This window comes from Psychrobacter sp. GW64-MNA-CIBAN-0177 (genome assembly GCF_040309585.1).
Classification (GTDB): Bacteria; Pseudomonadota; Gammaproteobacteria; order Pseudomonadales; family Moraxellaceae; genus Psychrobacter; species Psychrobacter okhotskensis.
The window spans coordinates 28593-44707 of record NZ_JBEOOY010000007.1 but is presented as its reverse complement, the minus strand read 5'-3'; the positions used below and the strand labels follow the sequence as shown (position 1 = coordinate 44707).

Annotated in this window: 14 protein-coding genes, 1 tRNA gene and 1 other annotated feature; of the genes, 7 read left to right on the top strand and 8 right to left on the bottom strand. The window is 44.1% G+C overall.

Going from position 1 to position 16115, the window contains the following annotated elements; genetic code table 11:
* Positions 1 to 172 precede the first annotated feature (172 nt).
* Complete coding sequence (gene gluQRS, locus AAEY79_RS06465; protein WP_201566427.1) at positions 173 to 1156, top strand: tRNA glutamyl-Q(34) synthetase GluQRS; 984 nt, start codon at positions 173 to 175, stop codon at positions 1154 to 1156.
* A 98-nt stretch (positions 1157 to 1254) separates the two neighbouring features.
* On the opposite strand, the gene ftsW is transcribed toward gluQRS, so the two are convergent.
* Both ftsW and murD read right to left on the bottom strand, forming a co-directional pair.
* Positions 1255 to 2451, bottom strand: coding sequence for a putative lipid II flippase FtsW (ftsW, locus tag AAEY79_RS06460; RefSeq protein WP_201617071.1), 1197 nt, complete (start codon positions 2449 to 2451; stop codon positions 1255 to 1257).
* A 347-nt stretch (positions 2452 to 2798) separates the two neighbouring features.
* Positions 2799 to 4214 carry a UDP-N-acetylmuramoyl-L-alanine--D-glutamate ligase gene (murD, locus tag AAEY79_RS06455; RefSeq protein ID WP_201566428.1) on the bottom strand — a complete coding sequence of 472 codons (1416 nt, stop codon included), beginning with the start codon at positions 4212 to 4214 and terminating at the stop codon, positions 2799 to 2801.
* A 642-nt stretch (positions 4215 to 4856) separates the two neighbouring features.
* Here murD and AAEY79_RS06450 point away from each other — a divergent pair.
* The 4 genes from AAEY79_RS06450 (at position 4857) to AAEY79_RS06435 (ending at position 9451) form a co-directional block, all read left to right on the top strand.
* Positions 4857 to 6356 (top strand): SulP family inorganic anion transporter, encoded by a 1500-nt coding sequence (locus tag AAEY79_RS06450; protein WP_352287715.1) that lies wholly within the window; start codon positions 4857 to 4859, stop codon positions 6354 to 6356.
* 162 nt (positions 6357 to 6518) lie between these two features.
* Positions 6519 to 7373, top strand: coding sequence for a universal stress protein (locus AAEY79_RS06445; protein WP_025651452.1), 855 nt, complete (start codon positions 6519 to 6521; stop codon positions 7371 to 7373).
* Between the two features lie 399 nt (positions 7374 to 7772).
* Complete coding sequence (locus AAEY79_RS06440) at positions 7773 to 8111, top strand: P-II family nitrogen regulator (RefSeq protein WP_010197981.1); 339 nt, start codon at positions 7773 to 7775, stop codon at positions 8109 to 8111.
* Between the two features lie 77 nt (positions 8112 to 8188).
* Entirely contained in the window at positions 8189 to 9451 is a 1263-nt protein-coding gene (locus AAEY79_RS06435; RefSeq protein ID WP_352287712.1) for an ammonium transporter, read from the top strand.
* Positions 9452 to 9645: 194 nt separating this feature from the next.
* Here the strand turns inward: AAEY79_RS06435 and AAEY79_RS06430 are convergent, their stop codons facing one another.
* From AAEY79_RS06430 to AAEY79_RS06420, 3 genes are all read right to left on the bottom strand, one after another.
* Positions 9646 to 10029 (bottom strand): DUF2147 domain-containing protein, encoded by a 384-nt coding sequence (locus AAEY79_RS06430; RefSeq protein WP_352287709.1) that lies wholly within the window; start codon positions 10027 to 10029, stop codon positions 9646 to 9648.
* Between the two features lie 286 nt (positions 10030 to 10315).
* A complete protein-coding gene (locus AAEY79_RS06425; RefSeq protein ID WP_025646758.1) occupies positions 10316 to 10579 on the bottom strand; it encodes a hypothetical protein in 264 nt (87 codons plus the stop codon).
* A 101-nt stretch (positions 10580 to 10680) separates the two neighbouring features.
* Positions 10681 to 11595 (bottom strand): DNA/RNA non-specific endonuclease, encoded by a 915-nt coding sequence (locus tag AAEY79_RS06420; protein ID WP_352287784.1) that lies wholly within the window; start codon positions 11593 to 11595, stop codon positions 10681 to 10683.
* 146 nt (positions 11596 to 11741) lie between these two features.
* Between AAEY79_RS06420 and AAEY79_RS06415 the strand changes: the two genes are divergently transcribed.
* Both AAEY79_RS06415 and AAEY79_RS06410 read left to right on the top strand, forming a co-directional pair.
* Positions 11742 to 11832, top strand: a tRNA-Ser gene (locus AAEY79_RS06415).
* Positions 11833 to 12115: 283 nt separating this feature from the next.
* Positions 12116 to 13489, top strand: a complete 1374-nt coding sequence (locus AAEY79_RS06410) for a tyrosine-type recombinase/integrase (protein WP_352287705.1) — start codon at positions 12116 to 12118, stop codon at positions 13487 to 13489.
* A 22-nt stretch (positions 13490 to 13511) separates the two neighbouring features.
* Here AAEY79_RS06410 and AAEY79_RS06405 read toward each other — a convergent pair whose 3' ends face one another.
* From AAEY79_RS06405 to AAEY79_RS06395, 3 genes are all read right to left on the bottom strand, one after another.
* Entirely contained in the window at positions 13512 to 14267 is a 756-nt protein-coding gene (locus AAEY79_RS06405; protein WP_352287702.1) for a hypothetical protein, read from the bottom strand.
* Positions 14268 to 14361: 94 nt separating this feature from the next.
* Positions 14362 to 15581, bottom strand: a protein-coding gene (locus tag AAEY79_RS06400) for an IS3 family transposase (RefSeq protein ID WP_407074183.1) whose coding sequence is annotated in 2 segments (ribosomal slippage) — positions 14362 to 15305 and positions 15305 to 15581 — 1221 coding nt in all. Because the reading frame shifts where the segments join, the coding sequence is not laid out codon by codon here.
* Positions 15190 to 15306 (bottom strand) — a sequence feature (AL1L pseudoknot). Its footprint overlaps the gene before it by 117 nt.
* Entirely contained in the window at positions 15556 to 15915 is a 360-nt protein-coding gene (locus AAEY79_RS06395; RefSeq protein ID WP_352287700.1) for a hypothetical protein, read from the bottom strand. Before AAEY79_RS06395 ends, AAEY79_RS06400 begins: the two co-directional genes overlap by 26 nt.
* Positions 15916 to 16115 lie beyond the last annotated feature (200 nt).

Here is a 16115-nt window from a genome sequence, read left to right as displayed (position 1 = left end):
TCAATTTTTTATCGCCTCTGTCTGCAAAAGTACAGCAAGCCAGAAGAATTAATATTAGCAGTGCGTGATGGTTCGATATTACTTTTCACTGACTATAGCTACATTCTACTGCTTTGATGAGTAATTACCTTGATAACCCCTACTTTCTACTTTGCAAACGACTCGTATTCATATGCCCCATCAGCAACCACTACCCCCTCCTATCGGCCGCTTTGCGCCTTCACCCACGGGTGAGCTGCATCTTGGCTCCTTGACCACTGCGCTTGCCAGCTTTTGCCATATCAAGTCGCTCGGTGGTAGATGGCTGCTGCGTATCGAAGATACTGATACGGAACGCTGTGACAGACAGTTCACTGAGCAGATTCTTATAGATCTAGAAGTGCTCGGGCTACAGTGGGATGGAGATGTCATTTATCAGTCTGAGCGTATTGATATCTATAACGACTATTTATCATCAGACCTGCTACCACTAACTTATGGCTGTCAGTGCTCACGTAAGGACTTGGAGCGCTACTGGTCTCAGCAAGCACAGCCATCTTCGACGACTCAAAACCTAGAGCCTCTACCAGCAGATTTGAATGCTACGGATATTAAGCAACTGCTACCCAATAGACAACACTACCCACGCTGCTGCCTCAATGCCAATCTCGATCGTCAGCAACACAAGCTGCGCATACAACTGCCAGACTATAGCATTGGCTTTAATGATGCTATTCAGGGCTTGCAGTGGGACAATCCACAACAGACCTTAGGGGATATGGTGGTGCGCCGCAACGACGGCATGATCAATTATATCTTAGCCGCCAGCCTCGATGACGGGCTACAACAAGTCACTCATATTATGCGTGGACTGGACATTTTACCCATGACCACGGCTCAGATTAGTATCATGCAGGCAGCTAATTTACCGGCTATCGATCACTGGTATCATCTGCCCTTGATATGCAATCCTGATGGACAAAAGCTCTCCAAGCAGAACCTTGCACAACCGATTGATACTCGCGATCCAAGCCAATTGCTAAAGACCGCTCTTGAGTTATTACAGCAGCCAGCGGTCGATAGAGATACACCAACCCGTATGCTAGCGCAAGCAATTGCGCAATGGGATCATACCCCGCTACAGGGCAAAAGCGTGCTTAATCTGCCTCATTATTAAAAAACAAAAAGCGCCGCTGCTGGCGACGCTTTTTGTCAAATAGTGGTCATCAAACATTAATCATGAAAATTCTTTTAACTTGCTAATTACCGAAGCGACTAATAATAACGGCACTGGCTTTTTTCGATCTCAGGGCTTTCTTTGTAAATCTTTAGCAGCAAGGCAACCATCACTAAGCTGATGAGCATGGATGAACCACCGTAGCTGAAAAATGGCATGGTCAAACCCTTAGTCGGAATCGCACCCATATTCATCGCCGCGTTAATAATTGTTTGCGCGATAAAGACCACACCGATACCAAAGGCGGTATAGCTCATACGCATCTGACGACGCTTGAGCGCGTTATAACTGATCCGCATTGCGCTACCGATAATGAGCGCCTCAAGCAGCAACACCATCGCGACCCCCACAAAACCCAACTCTTCACCCGTAATCGCTAATAAAAAATCCGTATGCGCCTCAGGTAAATGCGACAGTTTTTGTACGCTTTCACCATAACCAACGCCAGTAAACTGACCACGACCAAAGGCAATCAAACTGCGCGCGAGCTGATAATCGGTATCTTGCACATCGTCAAAGGGATCCAAAAACGACATCACACGTACCAAGCGATACTGTACCAACGTCACTGCCAGTACTGCTAACCCAGCCACCAAGCCGCCCAATGCCAAGAACTGCTTGTAAGGTGCGCCAGCGATATAAAATATCGCAAAAACAGTACCCACAATGACGACCAAAGAGCCAAAGTCTGGCTGCAATAACAGTAATAGCGTAATCATGCCGACCACTAAAAATATCCGTAAAAAGCCATCCCAGCCATTACGAACCTCAAAAGATCGGCGCACGACAAAGTCAGATACGAATACAATCATGACCAGTTTGGCCAATTCTGCGACCTGAAAGTTTAAAAAACCTAAATTCAACCAACGCTTAGAGCCATTAATCGGTGTGCCAAACAAAGTTAAAAACAGCAAGCCTCCGGTAATCGCTAACAGGATAAACTGGGTTTCTGTCTTATATAAGGTTCGTAGGGACACCAAGTAATAAGGAAAAGCAGCGGCGATTAGGCCAATTCCCATATAGAGCAGTTGATTTCTAAAAAAATGCAGCTCTGTCATGCCGCGACTGAGCGCGAAGGGAATAGAGGCAGAAGCAACCATCAGCAGACTGAGCACCAGCATACAGCCGACACTCGATATTAAAATTGCTCGCGCTGATGGCATAGAAAGAATGCCATCTGAGCCAGAAGCTTGCTGCGATGAGGGAGACGAACGAAAAAGAGAGGAGAGGGCCATAATTTTATATACACTAACAAACGAAAAAACACGGCGTTTATGCAACGCCACCGTATAAAAAATATAAAGTAGATCGTACCGCACGGACCATAACAGCCACTTATACTAGAAAACAGCTCATTAATAAATTAATACTGGAAAAACGCAGACTATCTAGCTGTCTATCCCAGAGTCATCGACTCTATTATCATCAATCTAATCATCAAACCGATAACTTGCCTGACTGGTCGTTATTGACAGTAGCAGTAATCTATAAGCAAAACAATCATTTATCAACAAAATGCGATTGGTTATTCGCTGTGGTGTCCGTAGGGCTATGTAGTTGCCAAATATTTGGCTTATGCTATTTAAATGCCTTTCTCTAACTGGCTGACCAGCTGGCTAAAATGCTCACCACGAGCGGCGTAACCACTAAATTGATCAAAGCTGGCACAGGCTGGCGATAATAACACGGCTTGCACTTGTGACAAGCTGCTTATAGTGACTTGCTGAATAGTGGCAAACGCATTTTCTAAGGTCTGGCATTGATGCAGCGCCACTTCATCGCTTAATTTAGCCGCGCGTAGATGCTGCTCAATCTGCTTGGCATCCTCACCAATAAACAGCACTTGGCTGACATATTGATTGATAAAGGGCGTCAATTCACCAAATTGTTGACCTTTACCCTGCCCACCTAAGATTAACAACAGCTTGCCGTCTTTTGGTGCATAGACCGCACCTAACCCTTCGATAGCGGCCATGGTCGAGCCAATATTGGTGCCTTTTGAATCGTTAAAATAATCAATACCCGCCGCAGTAGCGACATATTGGCAGCGATGCTCGAGACCTGTGAACTGCTGCAAGGTATTTAGCATGCTATCCAGCGGTAAGCCAGCAAGCTCACCCAGCGCCAAAGCCGCTTGTGCATTCAACAGATTATGACGACCTTTAATTGGCAGTTTGTCCGCTGATAGTAAGCGCTCGGTCCCGCGTGCAAGATAAATCTGTCCCTCTGGATCGGTGATGAGGCCATAGTGACCTTTATCAGGAGCATGGATACCCGTGCTCAGCCGTGGCAAATTGTCAGCCACTAACGGACGAGTCAGCGCATCTTCTCGATTGATTACCACCGATTTGGCACCTTGAAAGATACGATGCTTGGCCTGATGGTAACCAAGCATATCCCCATGGCGATCTAGGTGATCGGGCGACATATTAAGAACTGTTGCCACTTGCGCTCCCAAATTGCTCACCGTCTCTAACTGGAAGCTGGATAGTTCAAGCACCGCCAATTGCATGCCAGGATTGGCAAGGAGAGTAAGGGCTGGCACGCCGATATTACCACCGACGCCCACATTGACACCGGCATCTGCCGCCATCTGTCCGACCAAAGTCGTCACCGTGCTTTTGGCATTAGAGCCAGTAATAGCAACGATCGGTACGGTACAGGCTTCGCAGAACAGCTGAATATCGCTGACCACTGGAATATTGGCGCGACGGGCAGCGGCAACCGCATCGGTATCCAAAGAAATGCCTGGGCTAATAATAATCCGTGCCGCTTGCTGCAGCAATTCTGCATCTATAGCCCCAAATTGACGAATATCAACGGCTGCTGGCAACTGGTAGGCTAAGGTAGGCTGCGACTGATTATCAGTGACTGCCACACGGTAGCCTTGCTTGGTAAGATAGTTCGCGACTGACAGCCCTGACTGTCCCAAACCGACCACAACTTGTAGACCACTGCCCTTATGAAGTAAGGTTTCTGTTGCGTTAAGGGTGGTCATATCTCTTCCTCTTATTGGACGAACAAAATGGCATCAAGCACGCGCGTGGTTTAGCCGTCTGCATGATGCTATTAAAATGAAGATCATCATAACGGTATCGTTCAGATTTCGGTACTGGTTTTTTATGACTTTGTGCTATTATGCGGCTGTTTTTATATTGACTAGCTAATGCTATAATATCAGTCTAAACAGATATTTGGGCTGAGGGTTTTAGCTAAGTATTTTAGTTTAGCATGTTGTCACATTTATCGCGCTATTGTCACGCTTCTTCCGCAACGATTCATATCGCGGTCATGAGGTGGCAGACCCTAGCTGCGATCTACTTATGCGCTTTTGTCTGATAGATTATTTATCTCCTTCTACCGCGTTGCCCCATGGCGGCTCTTATACTTTATTTTAGACACTGTATTTTAATACACTATATTTTAGGCATTGTCATCGTATTGGCTATTGGTGAGCGTATTAGCGATACCCGTCAATAAATCGATGAGCGCGTTGCTACACCATCATCCGCAGATAATGGCGCAACCGCAGCATACAAAAACGTTTAATAGCACTGATTATAACGACTTATAACAACGCGATCATTTTATCACTGAGTAATGATTACTTTTTTTGCCTTTAACTCTATGCAGTTTACTTATGACATCTTTTTTTGATAGCTTACGTGACGAGTGGTTTTCCAATGTTCGCGGTGACGTTTTATCAGGTTTGGTGGTCGCACTGGCCCTGATTCCAGAAGCCATTGCTTTTTCTATTATCGCAGGCGTCGACCCAAAAGTCGGTTTGTATGCCTCATTCTGTATCGCCGTGGTGATTAGTTTCGTCGGCGGTCGTCCAGGTATGATTTCGGCAGCGACAGGAGCGATGGCGCTAGTGATGGTGGATTTGGTGGCTGATCATGGCTTGCAGTACTTGCTGGCCGCCACCTTACTGTGCGGGGCCATTCAGGTCGTTATGGGTATTCTAAAGCTTGGCAACCTGATGCGCTTTGTCTCGCGCTCGGTGGTCATTGGCTTTGTCAATGCGCTAGCGATTTTGATCTTTGCCGCGCAGCTCCCCGAGCTCAACCCGATGACTGAGCGTGTCGGGATGACCGTTTATATCATGACCGCAGCGGGCTTGGCGATTATCTATCTGTTTCCACTCATTCCAAAAATCGGTCGCGTGATTCCTTCACCACTCATTTGTATTGTCGGCTTAACCGCAGTCGCGATGTATATGAATCTCGATATTCGTAACGTTGGGAGTATGGGTGATTTGCCCGATTCTCTACCAGTGTTTTTGCTGCCAGATATTCCACTAAATTTAACGACGCTCTTAATCATTGCGCCTTATTCTATCGCGCTGGCCATCGTTGGGTTATTAGAATCGATGATGACGGCGACGATTGTGGATGAGTTAACCGATACGCCGAGCGATAAAAACCGCGAGTGTCGTGGTCAAGGTATTGCCAACGTGGTATCAGGATTCTTCGGTGGTATGGCAGGTTGTGCGATGATTGGTCAGTCAATGATTAACATCAAATCAGGCGGACGTACGCGTCTGTCTACCTTGATGGCGGGTGTGGTACTGCTCATTATGGTGGTGTTTTTAAGTGAATGGGTCAGTCTGATACCGATGGCAGCGCTGGTCGCTGTGATGATTATGGTCTCTATCGGTACTTTTAATTGGCAATCTATTCGCGAGTTTAAGACCCATCCGATGTCGTTTAACATTGTCATGCTAGCGACCGTTTTGACCACGGTCTTTACGCATAATCTAGCGTATGGCGTGGGTGTCGGCGTGCTGTTATCGGCGCTAGCGTTTGCCAATAAGATTGGACAATTCTTAACGATATTTAGTGAGTATGACGACAGTAGCAATACTCGTTATTATTATGTGCAAGGGCAAGTGTTTTTTGCCTCGACCACCCAGTTTTTGCACAGCTTTGATACCAAAGAAGCCCTAGATAGTATCGAGATTGATGTCAGCCAAGCGCACTTTTGGGATGTCAGCGCTGTCGATACGCTTGATAAGTTGGTCGTGCGCTTGCAACGCGAGGGTATTGATGTCAAAGTAGTTGGACTAAACAATGCAAGTCGTACTTTGATCGATCGCTTCTCTATCCATGATCGCCGAGATATTGGCTTGTTGGATTAAGGAATTAGATGACCAAACACTGCGTCTGCGTTATTGAACGGACGTTAATTCATGGTTTGTAAATAAACTATTATATTGGCATACCAGCTCAAGCGTTAGGGTCATCACAAATACATTGACCCGCTTGACGGTATTTTAATTATAAGATGATGTGGTGGCCTTATGAGTAACTTAAAGCCAGATAGCGTGATTGCCTGCTTAGACTGTCCGGATCATGTACAAGCCGTATTAGAGGCGAGCATGTGGGCAGCCCCTCGTTTGCAGGCTCCTATCGGTCTGTTGCATTCAGTACCAAGCTTGCAGCAAAAAGCAGCAGTCGATTATTCTGGCTGCCTCAATATCGATGACGAAAGCGCTTTATTGGATCAATTTACCACCAAAGAGCATTTGAGTAACTGTGAGCTAAAAGCCCAAGGCAAGCTGTTGCTGCATCAAGCCACTACCTATTGCGAGCAGCAGCGCCAAAAACTAAAGACTTATACGCTGCATCGCCACGAAAATCTCAATGAGAGTATCGATTATGTCGATAACAAGGCGCAATTGATTGTTATTGGTCATCATGTGACCTGCAAAGCAACGTTGAGTCAGCTTATTCGCTTAAGCCACTGCCCCATTTTGGTGACTCATGCACCATTTTTGCCCCCTACGACCGCTTTATTTGCTTTCGACAACTCAGCCACTTCTCATAAGCTGCTTAATTGGCTATGTAAAACGCCACTCGTTCGCGCACTAACCATTCATATCGTCATGGTCGGTAAAGACAACTCAGAAAACTGCGATGCACTACGTGAAGCTTATGCCCGTCTGAAGCAAGCCGGTATTAAGTCTAAAAAGGCATTGCTAGACTGCCGTGATGTGACAGCCGCCTTAAATTATTATCAAAATGAGCATAATATTGGTCTGCTAATGACAGGTGCTTTTGGTCAATCTCGTTTGCATGAACTGCTTAAAGGCAGTGACACCAAAAAGCTACTAGGCAGCACTAAGACCCCATACCTACTCTTCCCTAAAGCATAACCCCAACGTGCCATTTGCGGGCAGAGTATCCGTCTCTGCCCCTCCCACCTACTTTTACTCTCTACTTATTCGCGATACACTTTTATCAAATCATCACATGAAATAAAGTGATAGCCTCCCCAAGCGCTTAAAAAGTTGGTTATAATAAAGTTTTCGTTACTGCAACGTTAAAGGTTGATCTACTCTGCTTATGCTGATAATGATGCTCGTTATCGTTGTCCTATAAGCCGTATTTATTGTCAATATCTAAGCCACTTTTGAACCTATCAGCCGAATCCTACCTACCCCCTTGAGTAGGTTTGGCACAGTTCTTGAATGACTTAAGGTAAGCACGACAGTCATACGATGCACCGCAATGTCTATATCAACCTGCGACATCACCCATATAAGGAATTTTTTATGAAGTTAATCACTGCGATCTTAAAACCGTTTAAGCTCGATGATGTACGTGAAGCGCTTTCTGACATCGGTGTCAAAGGTGTCACCGTCACCGAAGTCAAAGGTTTCGGTCGTCAAAAAGGTCATACTGAGCTCTATCGCGGCGCAGAATACGTGGTGGACTTTTTACCTAAAGTGAAAGTTGAAGTGGCCGTTATCGATGAGATGGTTGAACCTGCTATCGAAGCCATCACTCGCATCGCTAGCACCGGCAAAATTGGTGACGGTAAAATATTCGTGACCGCTCTTGAGCAAGTCATTCGTATTCGTACGGGAGAGACGGGTCCTGACGCTATCTAACGCGCAGATCCACCTATAAACACAGATTTATAGGACATACCGATATCTATATTGCATATATTCAAGGGGGAATTAACATGCAAAATCAAATCTTTGAGCTCCAGTACGCACTTGATACGTTTTACTTTTTAATGTGTGGGGCGCTGGTCATGTGGATGGCAGCGGGCTTCACGATGCTGGAAGCTGGACTGGTGCGCTCAAAAAACACGGTCGAGATTTTAACCAAAAATATCGCGCTATTTGCCACTGCTTGTACTATGTATATGATCTGCGGCTATGCCATTATGTATGATGGCAATCTGTTTTTGAGCGGTATTGCAGGCGGTGAGACCTTAGTAGAAGACGCACTAGCAGCCTCTGCCGAAAATGGCTTTGGTGGCGACTCTGTCTACTCTGCAGCCTCGGACTTTTTCTTTCAAGTTGTCTTTGTAGCAACCTGTATGTCCATCGTTTCAGGTGCCGTTGCTGAACGTATGAAGTTATGGGCTTTCCTATTATTTGCTGTTGTCATGACGGGCTTTATCTATCCACTAGAAGGCAGTTGGACTTGGGGCGGTAACGATGTCTTTGGGCTGTTTAATTTAGGCGATATGGGCTTCTCTGACTTTGCAGGCTCTGGTATCGTACACATGGCGGGCGCTGCTGCTGCTCTAGCAGGTGTATTACTACTAGGACCCCGTAAAGGTAAATACGGTCCTAAAGGTGAGATACGTGCGATTCCTGGCGCCAATCTTCCACTAGCGGCACTTGGTACATTGATCCTATGGATGGGCTGGTTTGGCTTTAACGGTGGCTCAGTACTCAAACTTGGTGACATCGCTAGTGCCAACTCTGTTGCCATGGTCTTTTTGAATACCAATGCTGCTGCTGCTGGCGGTGCTGTGGGCGCTTTAATCATCGCACGTATTATCTTTGGCAAAGCCGATCTAACCATGCTACTCAATGGTGCACTGGCAGGGCTAGTCGCTATTACTGCAGAGCCATCAACACCCTCTGCCCTACAAGCGACACTCTTTGGCGTTGTGGCTGGTGTCATCGTGGTGCTATCTATCTTGGCATTAGACAAAATCAAAATTGACGATCCTGTTGGTGCTATCTCGGTTCATGGTGTGGTCGGTCTATTTGGCTTACTCATTGTGCCAATTACGAACCCAGCATCTACCTTTATCGGTCAGATTGCAGGCGCTGCGACCATCTTTGCTTGGGTATTTGTTGCAAGCTTCATCGTTTGGGTCATCATCAAAGCTGTCATCGGTATCCGTATCTCTGAAGAGGATGAATATGAAGGGGCAGATATTGCAGAATGTGGTATGGAAGCTTATCCTGAATTTGTCAGATAAGATCTAGCAGACAGGTTTAATCCTACTCGATGCGCTGATACTACTTTATGTAGTGTCAGCGTTTATTATTTTATTGAGCAACCTCCCCTTACTGACACAATAAAATGTAAAACATAAAAAATCCCGCAGTACCTTTCGGTAATGCGGGATTTTATCTATTAAGTACAGATCTGATAAAAAACTACTTGATCGACTTATTTCTTTTTCCATGTTTGACTGCGTGAGAATGGCCCGATATAACCTTTTAGTTTCAAAGAATTACCATTCAAGCTTGCTGTCATGCGATAATCTTTACCTTTTTCTGGATCAGTAATCGTACCACCGCTATATTTACCACCGCCATCAGCTTTTAGACCAGAAATAATAGTCATACCGACGTGCTTTTTGCCTTTAGCTGAGTTGGTACCGATAAGCTTACCAGTCAATACGCCATTTGACTCAGTGATTTTGACTGTGCCTTTAGGCTTGCCGTCATCGTAAGTCTGCCAAGTGGTATTATGCAATGGATCAGCGGCAAACGCCATGGTCGCCATACCAATACCAGCAGCTGCTAAAGCGGTTTTTGTAAATAATTTCATAGATTGACTCCCTTCAATGATTGTGCAATAAACTGCGTATATTGCGCTTGTCCTTAAAAACCTCTACGACTAGAACTGTCTATATCCAAAGCTGCATATATCTATAGTAAGTAAAAAAGAAGTTCATTCTGTGAGCTATCTTTTCTATCTAGATCGATAATGACGAAAAATCATCTTTATCGAAACAGTACAAGCGCTGTCTGATTACATTATAAGCAAAAAAAACGTTTTGCCTAGTAATTTTTTATAAAGATTTCTTTCTCTAATTCATAACTATATCAAATAGTTACAAAAACGGATTATCAATATTATCATCTGACCAGTCATCATTTGATTTTGACACTTCATCCATTTTTGTGTACTGATCAGTTTTCTCAAACTGCGCTAATATCTTAGTAGTAAGCTCGTGTAGCTGCTTTGCTTGTGCAAATCCAGCTTTCGTTAAATACAAATCCAAATCACCGTAGATAATAATCTTATCTTGTTGGTTTTCGATAACCAATTCCCCAATCTGCATACTTTGATGATTATTTGCAAAAGGTTCAATCATAAGCTACTCCAAGTATTAGTAATAATTCGCAATAAAAACCGTTGATAGACTTGTTTATTCAGCGATATCTTAGATTGTTATTTTTAGACTCTATAGCGTCTTTATGCTTGTAGCTGCGTCAATAGCCATTCCACTAAAGCTAAGACGAATATCAGCCATAGTGGCTCCTCGCTAGGCGCAGTAGGCGCGTCTATCTTCTCCCCCGCTTTTAGGGGTAAAGCCAAAGCTTGCCGCTTGACCGCGCTATCTAACACCGGTAGCACCTCGACTCCTATCTGCTCGCTAAGCTCATCAAGGCTAATCACCTCGATACGTTCAGACTCATCGTTAGGCGCGTAGTAGACACCGGCTTGGTCGATAGCGGGTATGTAGACCGCCTTAAAAAAATGACTCGGTACGAGCACTTGCCTATTTAGACGCTTGGTCTTTTTATTCATAAAAGCGACCCCGGTTACGGTATAGACTTCGCCGTATTGCTGCGTCAGATAGCGCGTCGCCGACTCGATGTTGCGCCAAATGTAGCGATTATTGCGCGGCGATTGCGGCGCAATATTAGCCAAACTGAAGCTGTCGTATTGCTGCGAGCGCGTGGCCATATCGGCATTGGGCGCTAGATGCCCTCTATCATAGCCTGAGCCTGAATAATCCTCTAATGACGCTCGAGCAGACTCTGGCAGACGGCTCTCTTCATGGAAGCTGTCTTCACGATCTATCGTTTTGGCTTGATTGAGACGCGCGCGAGTCAGATGTTCTGCAGACCATAACGGCGTACGCGTCACCCCTGAGTACATAACTGCAAAGCCATCCATACATAGTGCTTGGGTGTTGGCGCTAAGCTTATCATTGATAAACTCCGGATAAACCCCGCCATAAAACGACTCATTACACTGGCTTAAGTCATCGGCATAGGCTGGCGCTATTGCGAGTAGCCCTACCGTTATCATCGCTGCTGCGCGGGCTATTATGCTATGTCTAACACGGCTTAACGCCCTACTATCTACTACTGCAAAACTCATCACGTTATTTTGTACCCTTCGCCGGTGTAATTACTGCTGCTGTCATCACAGATGCGCTATCCTAGCAGGCACTTATTAATAAAGAAAGATAAAGCGCAAACCGTGACAATGGCAATCGTATCCGTTATACTTAGCCGTCTAAAATTGGTGACGTGGGTGAGTGGCTGAAACCGCACGCCTGGAAAGTGTGTATACGTTCATAGCGTATCGAGGGTTCGAATCCCTCCGTCACCGCCAATCTTATTTAATTCTAGTTTTCCTACGTTGTCCTACTCTTTCCTAAATACCCCTGCAAACCTTCATATATAACGCTTCTAGCGTTTTTTTTATACCCAACGTTTTCCTAATCTATCCGAACATGACCCATCTATCCCATGGCTTGTGTTGGTCTATCTGTTGGTTTATGATTTCATTAGACCATAAAAAGACCAACATTCAAACATTATAATTGAGCTTTAGACCAGCGTCTTCGTTGTATCGCTTGAAGCATAAGGCTTGCATTTATAAGGAATAGACCAACATGTTAAGTGATAGTAAGATCCGCAAGCTCAAACCAAGTGAAAAATGCACGCCTTCGCGTCCTGACAAATATAGCGATCAGTATGGTTTGCAGCTTTTGGTACGTAATACAGGCACAAAGTCGTGGATAAGCGCTTATCGCTTTGATGGTAAGCAAACGCGTATAACCCTTGGCACTTACCCTATTATGTCGCTAGCGGAAGCTAGACAAGCCAATACTGAGATCAAAGCATTACTCGCTGACGGTATAGATCCGAAAAATAAAAAGCGTCAAGATAAGCTTGCAAATATCCATGCACAAAAATTTAATGACTATGCCTTAGATTGGCTCGCTGAGCGTAAGCGTAACGTTAAGCCACGGACTTATCAGCAAGACAATAATCGTATGCATAAAGACGTGTTGCCACACTTTGAAGGCATTGCACTAAAAGATGTGAGTTTCGATGACTGTAAGTTAATGGCCGATACTATTGAAAAGCGTGTCAATTTAAATGGCGAGCCACCACGTGAAGTGACCAGACGTACCATCGGTTTAGTTGATAATATTTTGAGACGTGCCAAGCGCGAACGTATCATTAAGCAAAACCCAATTGATGATCTCAAAGCGCTGTACCCTAAAGCCAAAAGTCAACACATGAAGCATGTGGACATCAATGAGTTACCTGCTCTACTCCAAGCTATAGAGGGCTATCATGGTCATGATCAAACACGCTTAGCGATGAAATTTTTAGCATACTCATTTTGTCGTACTATTGAGCTGCGTATGATGAAATGGGAGCATATCGACTTTGCTAATCGCTTATGGCGCGTTGATATTGATAACCTTAAAATTGCCCGTAAGCATGTGGTTCCCTTATCTAATCAAATGCTTGCAGTACTAGAAGAGTTAAAAACTATCACGGGTAAATATGAATACGTGTTCTACAACACTGGTATGCATCAACCCTATAGCGCGGAGTTCATCAATAATGCTCTAGATAAAATTGGATATGCTGGTAAACAGACAGGTCATGGCTTTCGTCACATTGCCTCAACCAACTTAAACGAGCTTGGCTATATGGGCGATGCGATTGAAAAGCAGATGGCCCACGATAAGAAAAGTAGCATTCGTGCGGTCTATAACCATGCTCAGCATTTAGAAGAGCGCCGTAAAATCATGCAGGTCTGGGCTGACTTTTTAGACCTGCTTAGAGACACAGGCAAGGTTGTAGACTTTCAGACTGCGAGGCAGCAGATTGAGCAGTCTATGAATCAGTCTAACAAAGCATCACTGTCAGATATGGATAGCGATGCTTTAATACAGGCTTTATTGGATAAGGGCTTAAGCCATAAAGACTTACAGAACTTACTATCTAATAAATCATTGCAAAAGTAGATTGCTAGAAATCATCTTCAACCTATTGGTCATTTATGTCCTCTTTAATAAGTTGATCATACATCTGCTCTATAGAGTTGTTAATCATTTGATTATCTGTAAAGTCGCTAAAAGCAATTAGTGCTTTTAATTTAGCGTGATTTTTCTTATATACCTTTACCTTCCACTCATCAACTTTATTTTTGGCTTCATAACTCTTTTGACCATCCCACGCTTTTTTCATACTAGATAATACATAGGATCTAAGCGAGAAGCCTTTTTTGTTTTTGGTGCCTACGGATGGATCTTCAACATTAGATAGTACGTCCAAACTTGCAAGAATAAGCTCATATTTTTCTTGAGTGTTTTCTGGAATAAATATCTTATCTAGTATGATATGTTCATGACCTTCCCTACTTAGATAATCGTAAATCCAGTCAATCATTTCATCGTTTTTAGGGTCGATCCAATCGTATTTTTTTGTGCGGTTTTTCAAGTATATAGATTTGACATAAAGTACTTGTACCGTTCTCCAGTCACCAACTCTATTATATAGTACTGAATACTTAGACAAATTTTTCGAGCATTCATGATTAAACATATAAATATTAAAGCGTAAAAAATCTGAGACGGCTTCAATCAGCTCTTTCTTACCTTTATAAGCCTCATGAACTAGTAAATGATTAATAAGATGCGCCAAAAATAAGGTACAGCGTAGGTCGTTTTTAAACCAATCTAAATATGTCTCTGGCAGAGTGTTATCGATTTTATGTCTAATGAGATTATTAAACTCTTCCAAAGGGTTGTCACAACTTCTCAAATGCAAAATAAGCTGGTTTCTATAATCGTCGCTATGAACCGCCCCGACTATATCGGAGAGTGATTTACTTGAGTCAGGCAGCGATGCCTGACAGGGTTAAATTATCGTAATACCGCTTTTCAAACTCAAAGGGTGACACATAACCAATCGTGCTATGCAGTCGTATTTTATTAAACCAGTCCACCCATTCAAGGGTTGCCAGTTCAACATCATTGATACCAGTCCAGTTCTCCTTTAAATAGTCAATTACCTCAGATTTATACAGCCCGTTAACCGTTTCAGCCAGTGCGTTATCGTATGAATCACCAGTCGTGCCGACCGAGGCAATGATGCTAGAGTCCTTCATCTTATCAGCATAACGAATGGATAAGTACTGAACCCCGCGATCACTGTGATGAATCACATCTTTGGGGTTGTTCCTGTCTGCAATGGCTTGATTAAGCGCTGCCATTACCATATCGGTATTCATGCGATTAGAAACTTTCCAGCCAACGATAGCGCGAGCAAATACATCAATGATAAAGGCGGTATATACCCAGCCACTCAGTGTCTTTATATAGGTAAAATCAGCAACCCATAGTTGGTTAGGGCGATGGGCATTAAAGTTACGATTGACTAGGTCATCAGCGCGCTTCTGGTCATCACGGCTGTTGGTGGTAATCTTGCTTTTGCCACGCCAGATGCCTTGCATACCATACTGCTTCATTAAACGCTCTACGGTACACCGAGCAACCTTTAACCCGTCAGCTTTTATCTGCTGCCAGACTTTGCGCGCACCGTAACGGCACTTGCTGTCCCGCCAGATGCGTTTAATCTCGCTGATATAATAGTCGTCATGCTGCTGACGCAACGAGCGCTTGTCAGGGCAACTCTCCAAGTCTTTAGTACGGTAGTAGGTTGATGGGGCAATCGGTAGTACTCTACAGATTGGCTCGATCCCGTATTTCTGCTTGTGATCATCGATAAATGTGACCATTATTTCGGTGGACGGTCGAGCTCCGCCTGGGCGAAAAAAGCCGCTGCCTTACGTATGATCTCATTGGCCTGTTTGAGTTCTCTGCATTCACGTTCAAGCTCTTTAATACGTTGATCTTGGCTTTGAGCTTGCACTGAGGCAGGAATGGTTTGATCGATGTGCTTTTTATGCCATGAGCGCAGGGTTTCAGGCGTGCAGCCAATCTTAGGGGCAATGGCTTGAATAGCTGACCATGTGGAGGGATAGTCGTTTGCTGCTTCAATGAGCATGCGAACAGCGCGTTCTTTAATCTCAGGAGTGTAGGTTTGTCTTTTCATTGTCGTATTCTCTCAGAATGTTGAGTCTCCGACAATACCGGGGCGGTTCACTATCAAACGATATATTTTCCCAACCTCTGCCTTGATAATAATTTTTGGTGTAGAGTAGTGATTTTGCATCATTCTCTTCAACTTTGGATAATCCTTTGTAGAAATCTTCTATTGTCCTTCTATTGTTTTTGACATCCCTTATATATTCATCAGTTACAAACCTCACGATTCTAGAGTGAATATATTGTCCTGTAGCCTGATCAAAAACAGGACTAGAATTGTCAACTAATACTGACTGTGCTGGATATACGTTGTTGACTTCGTCTGATAATGCTGTATTCATGATCTCATCTCCCTTGAAAAAAACTAGCAAAAATCTAAAAAAATTTCAGTATAAACCTGATAAATTCTTGGTGAAAATCTAGTAAATTTCTAGACAAAATATCTTGCATCCCTTGCTTTTATTGCGTATTACGCAAATATAGCATAGACGCTATTAATTTATAGCACATATTTTTAGGAAACGTAACCCTTCTGTTTTGC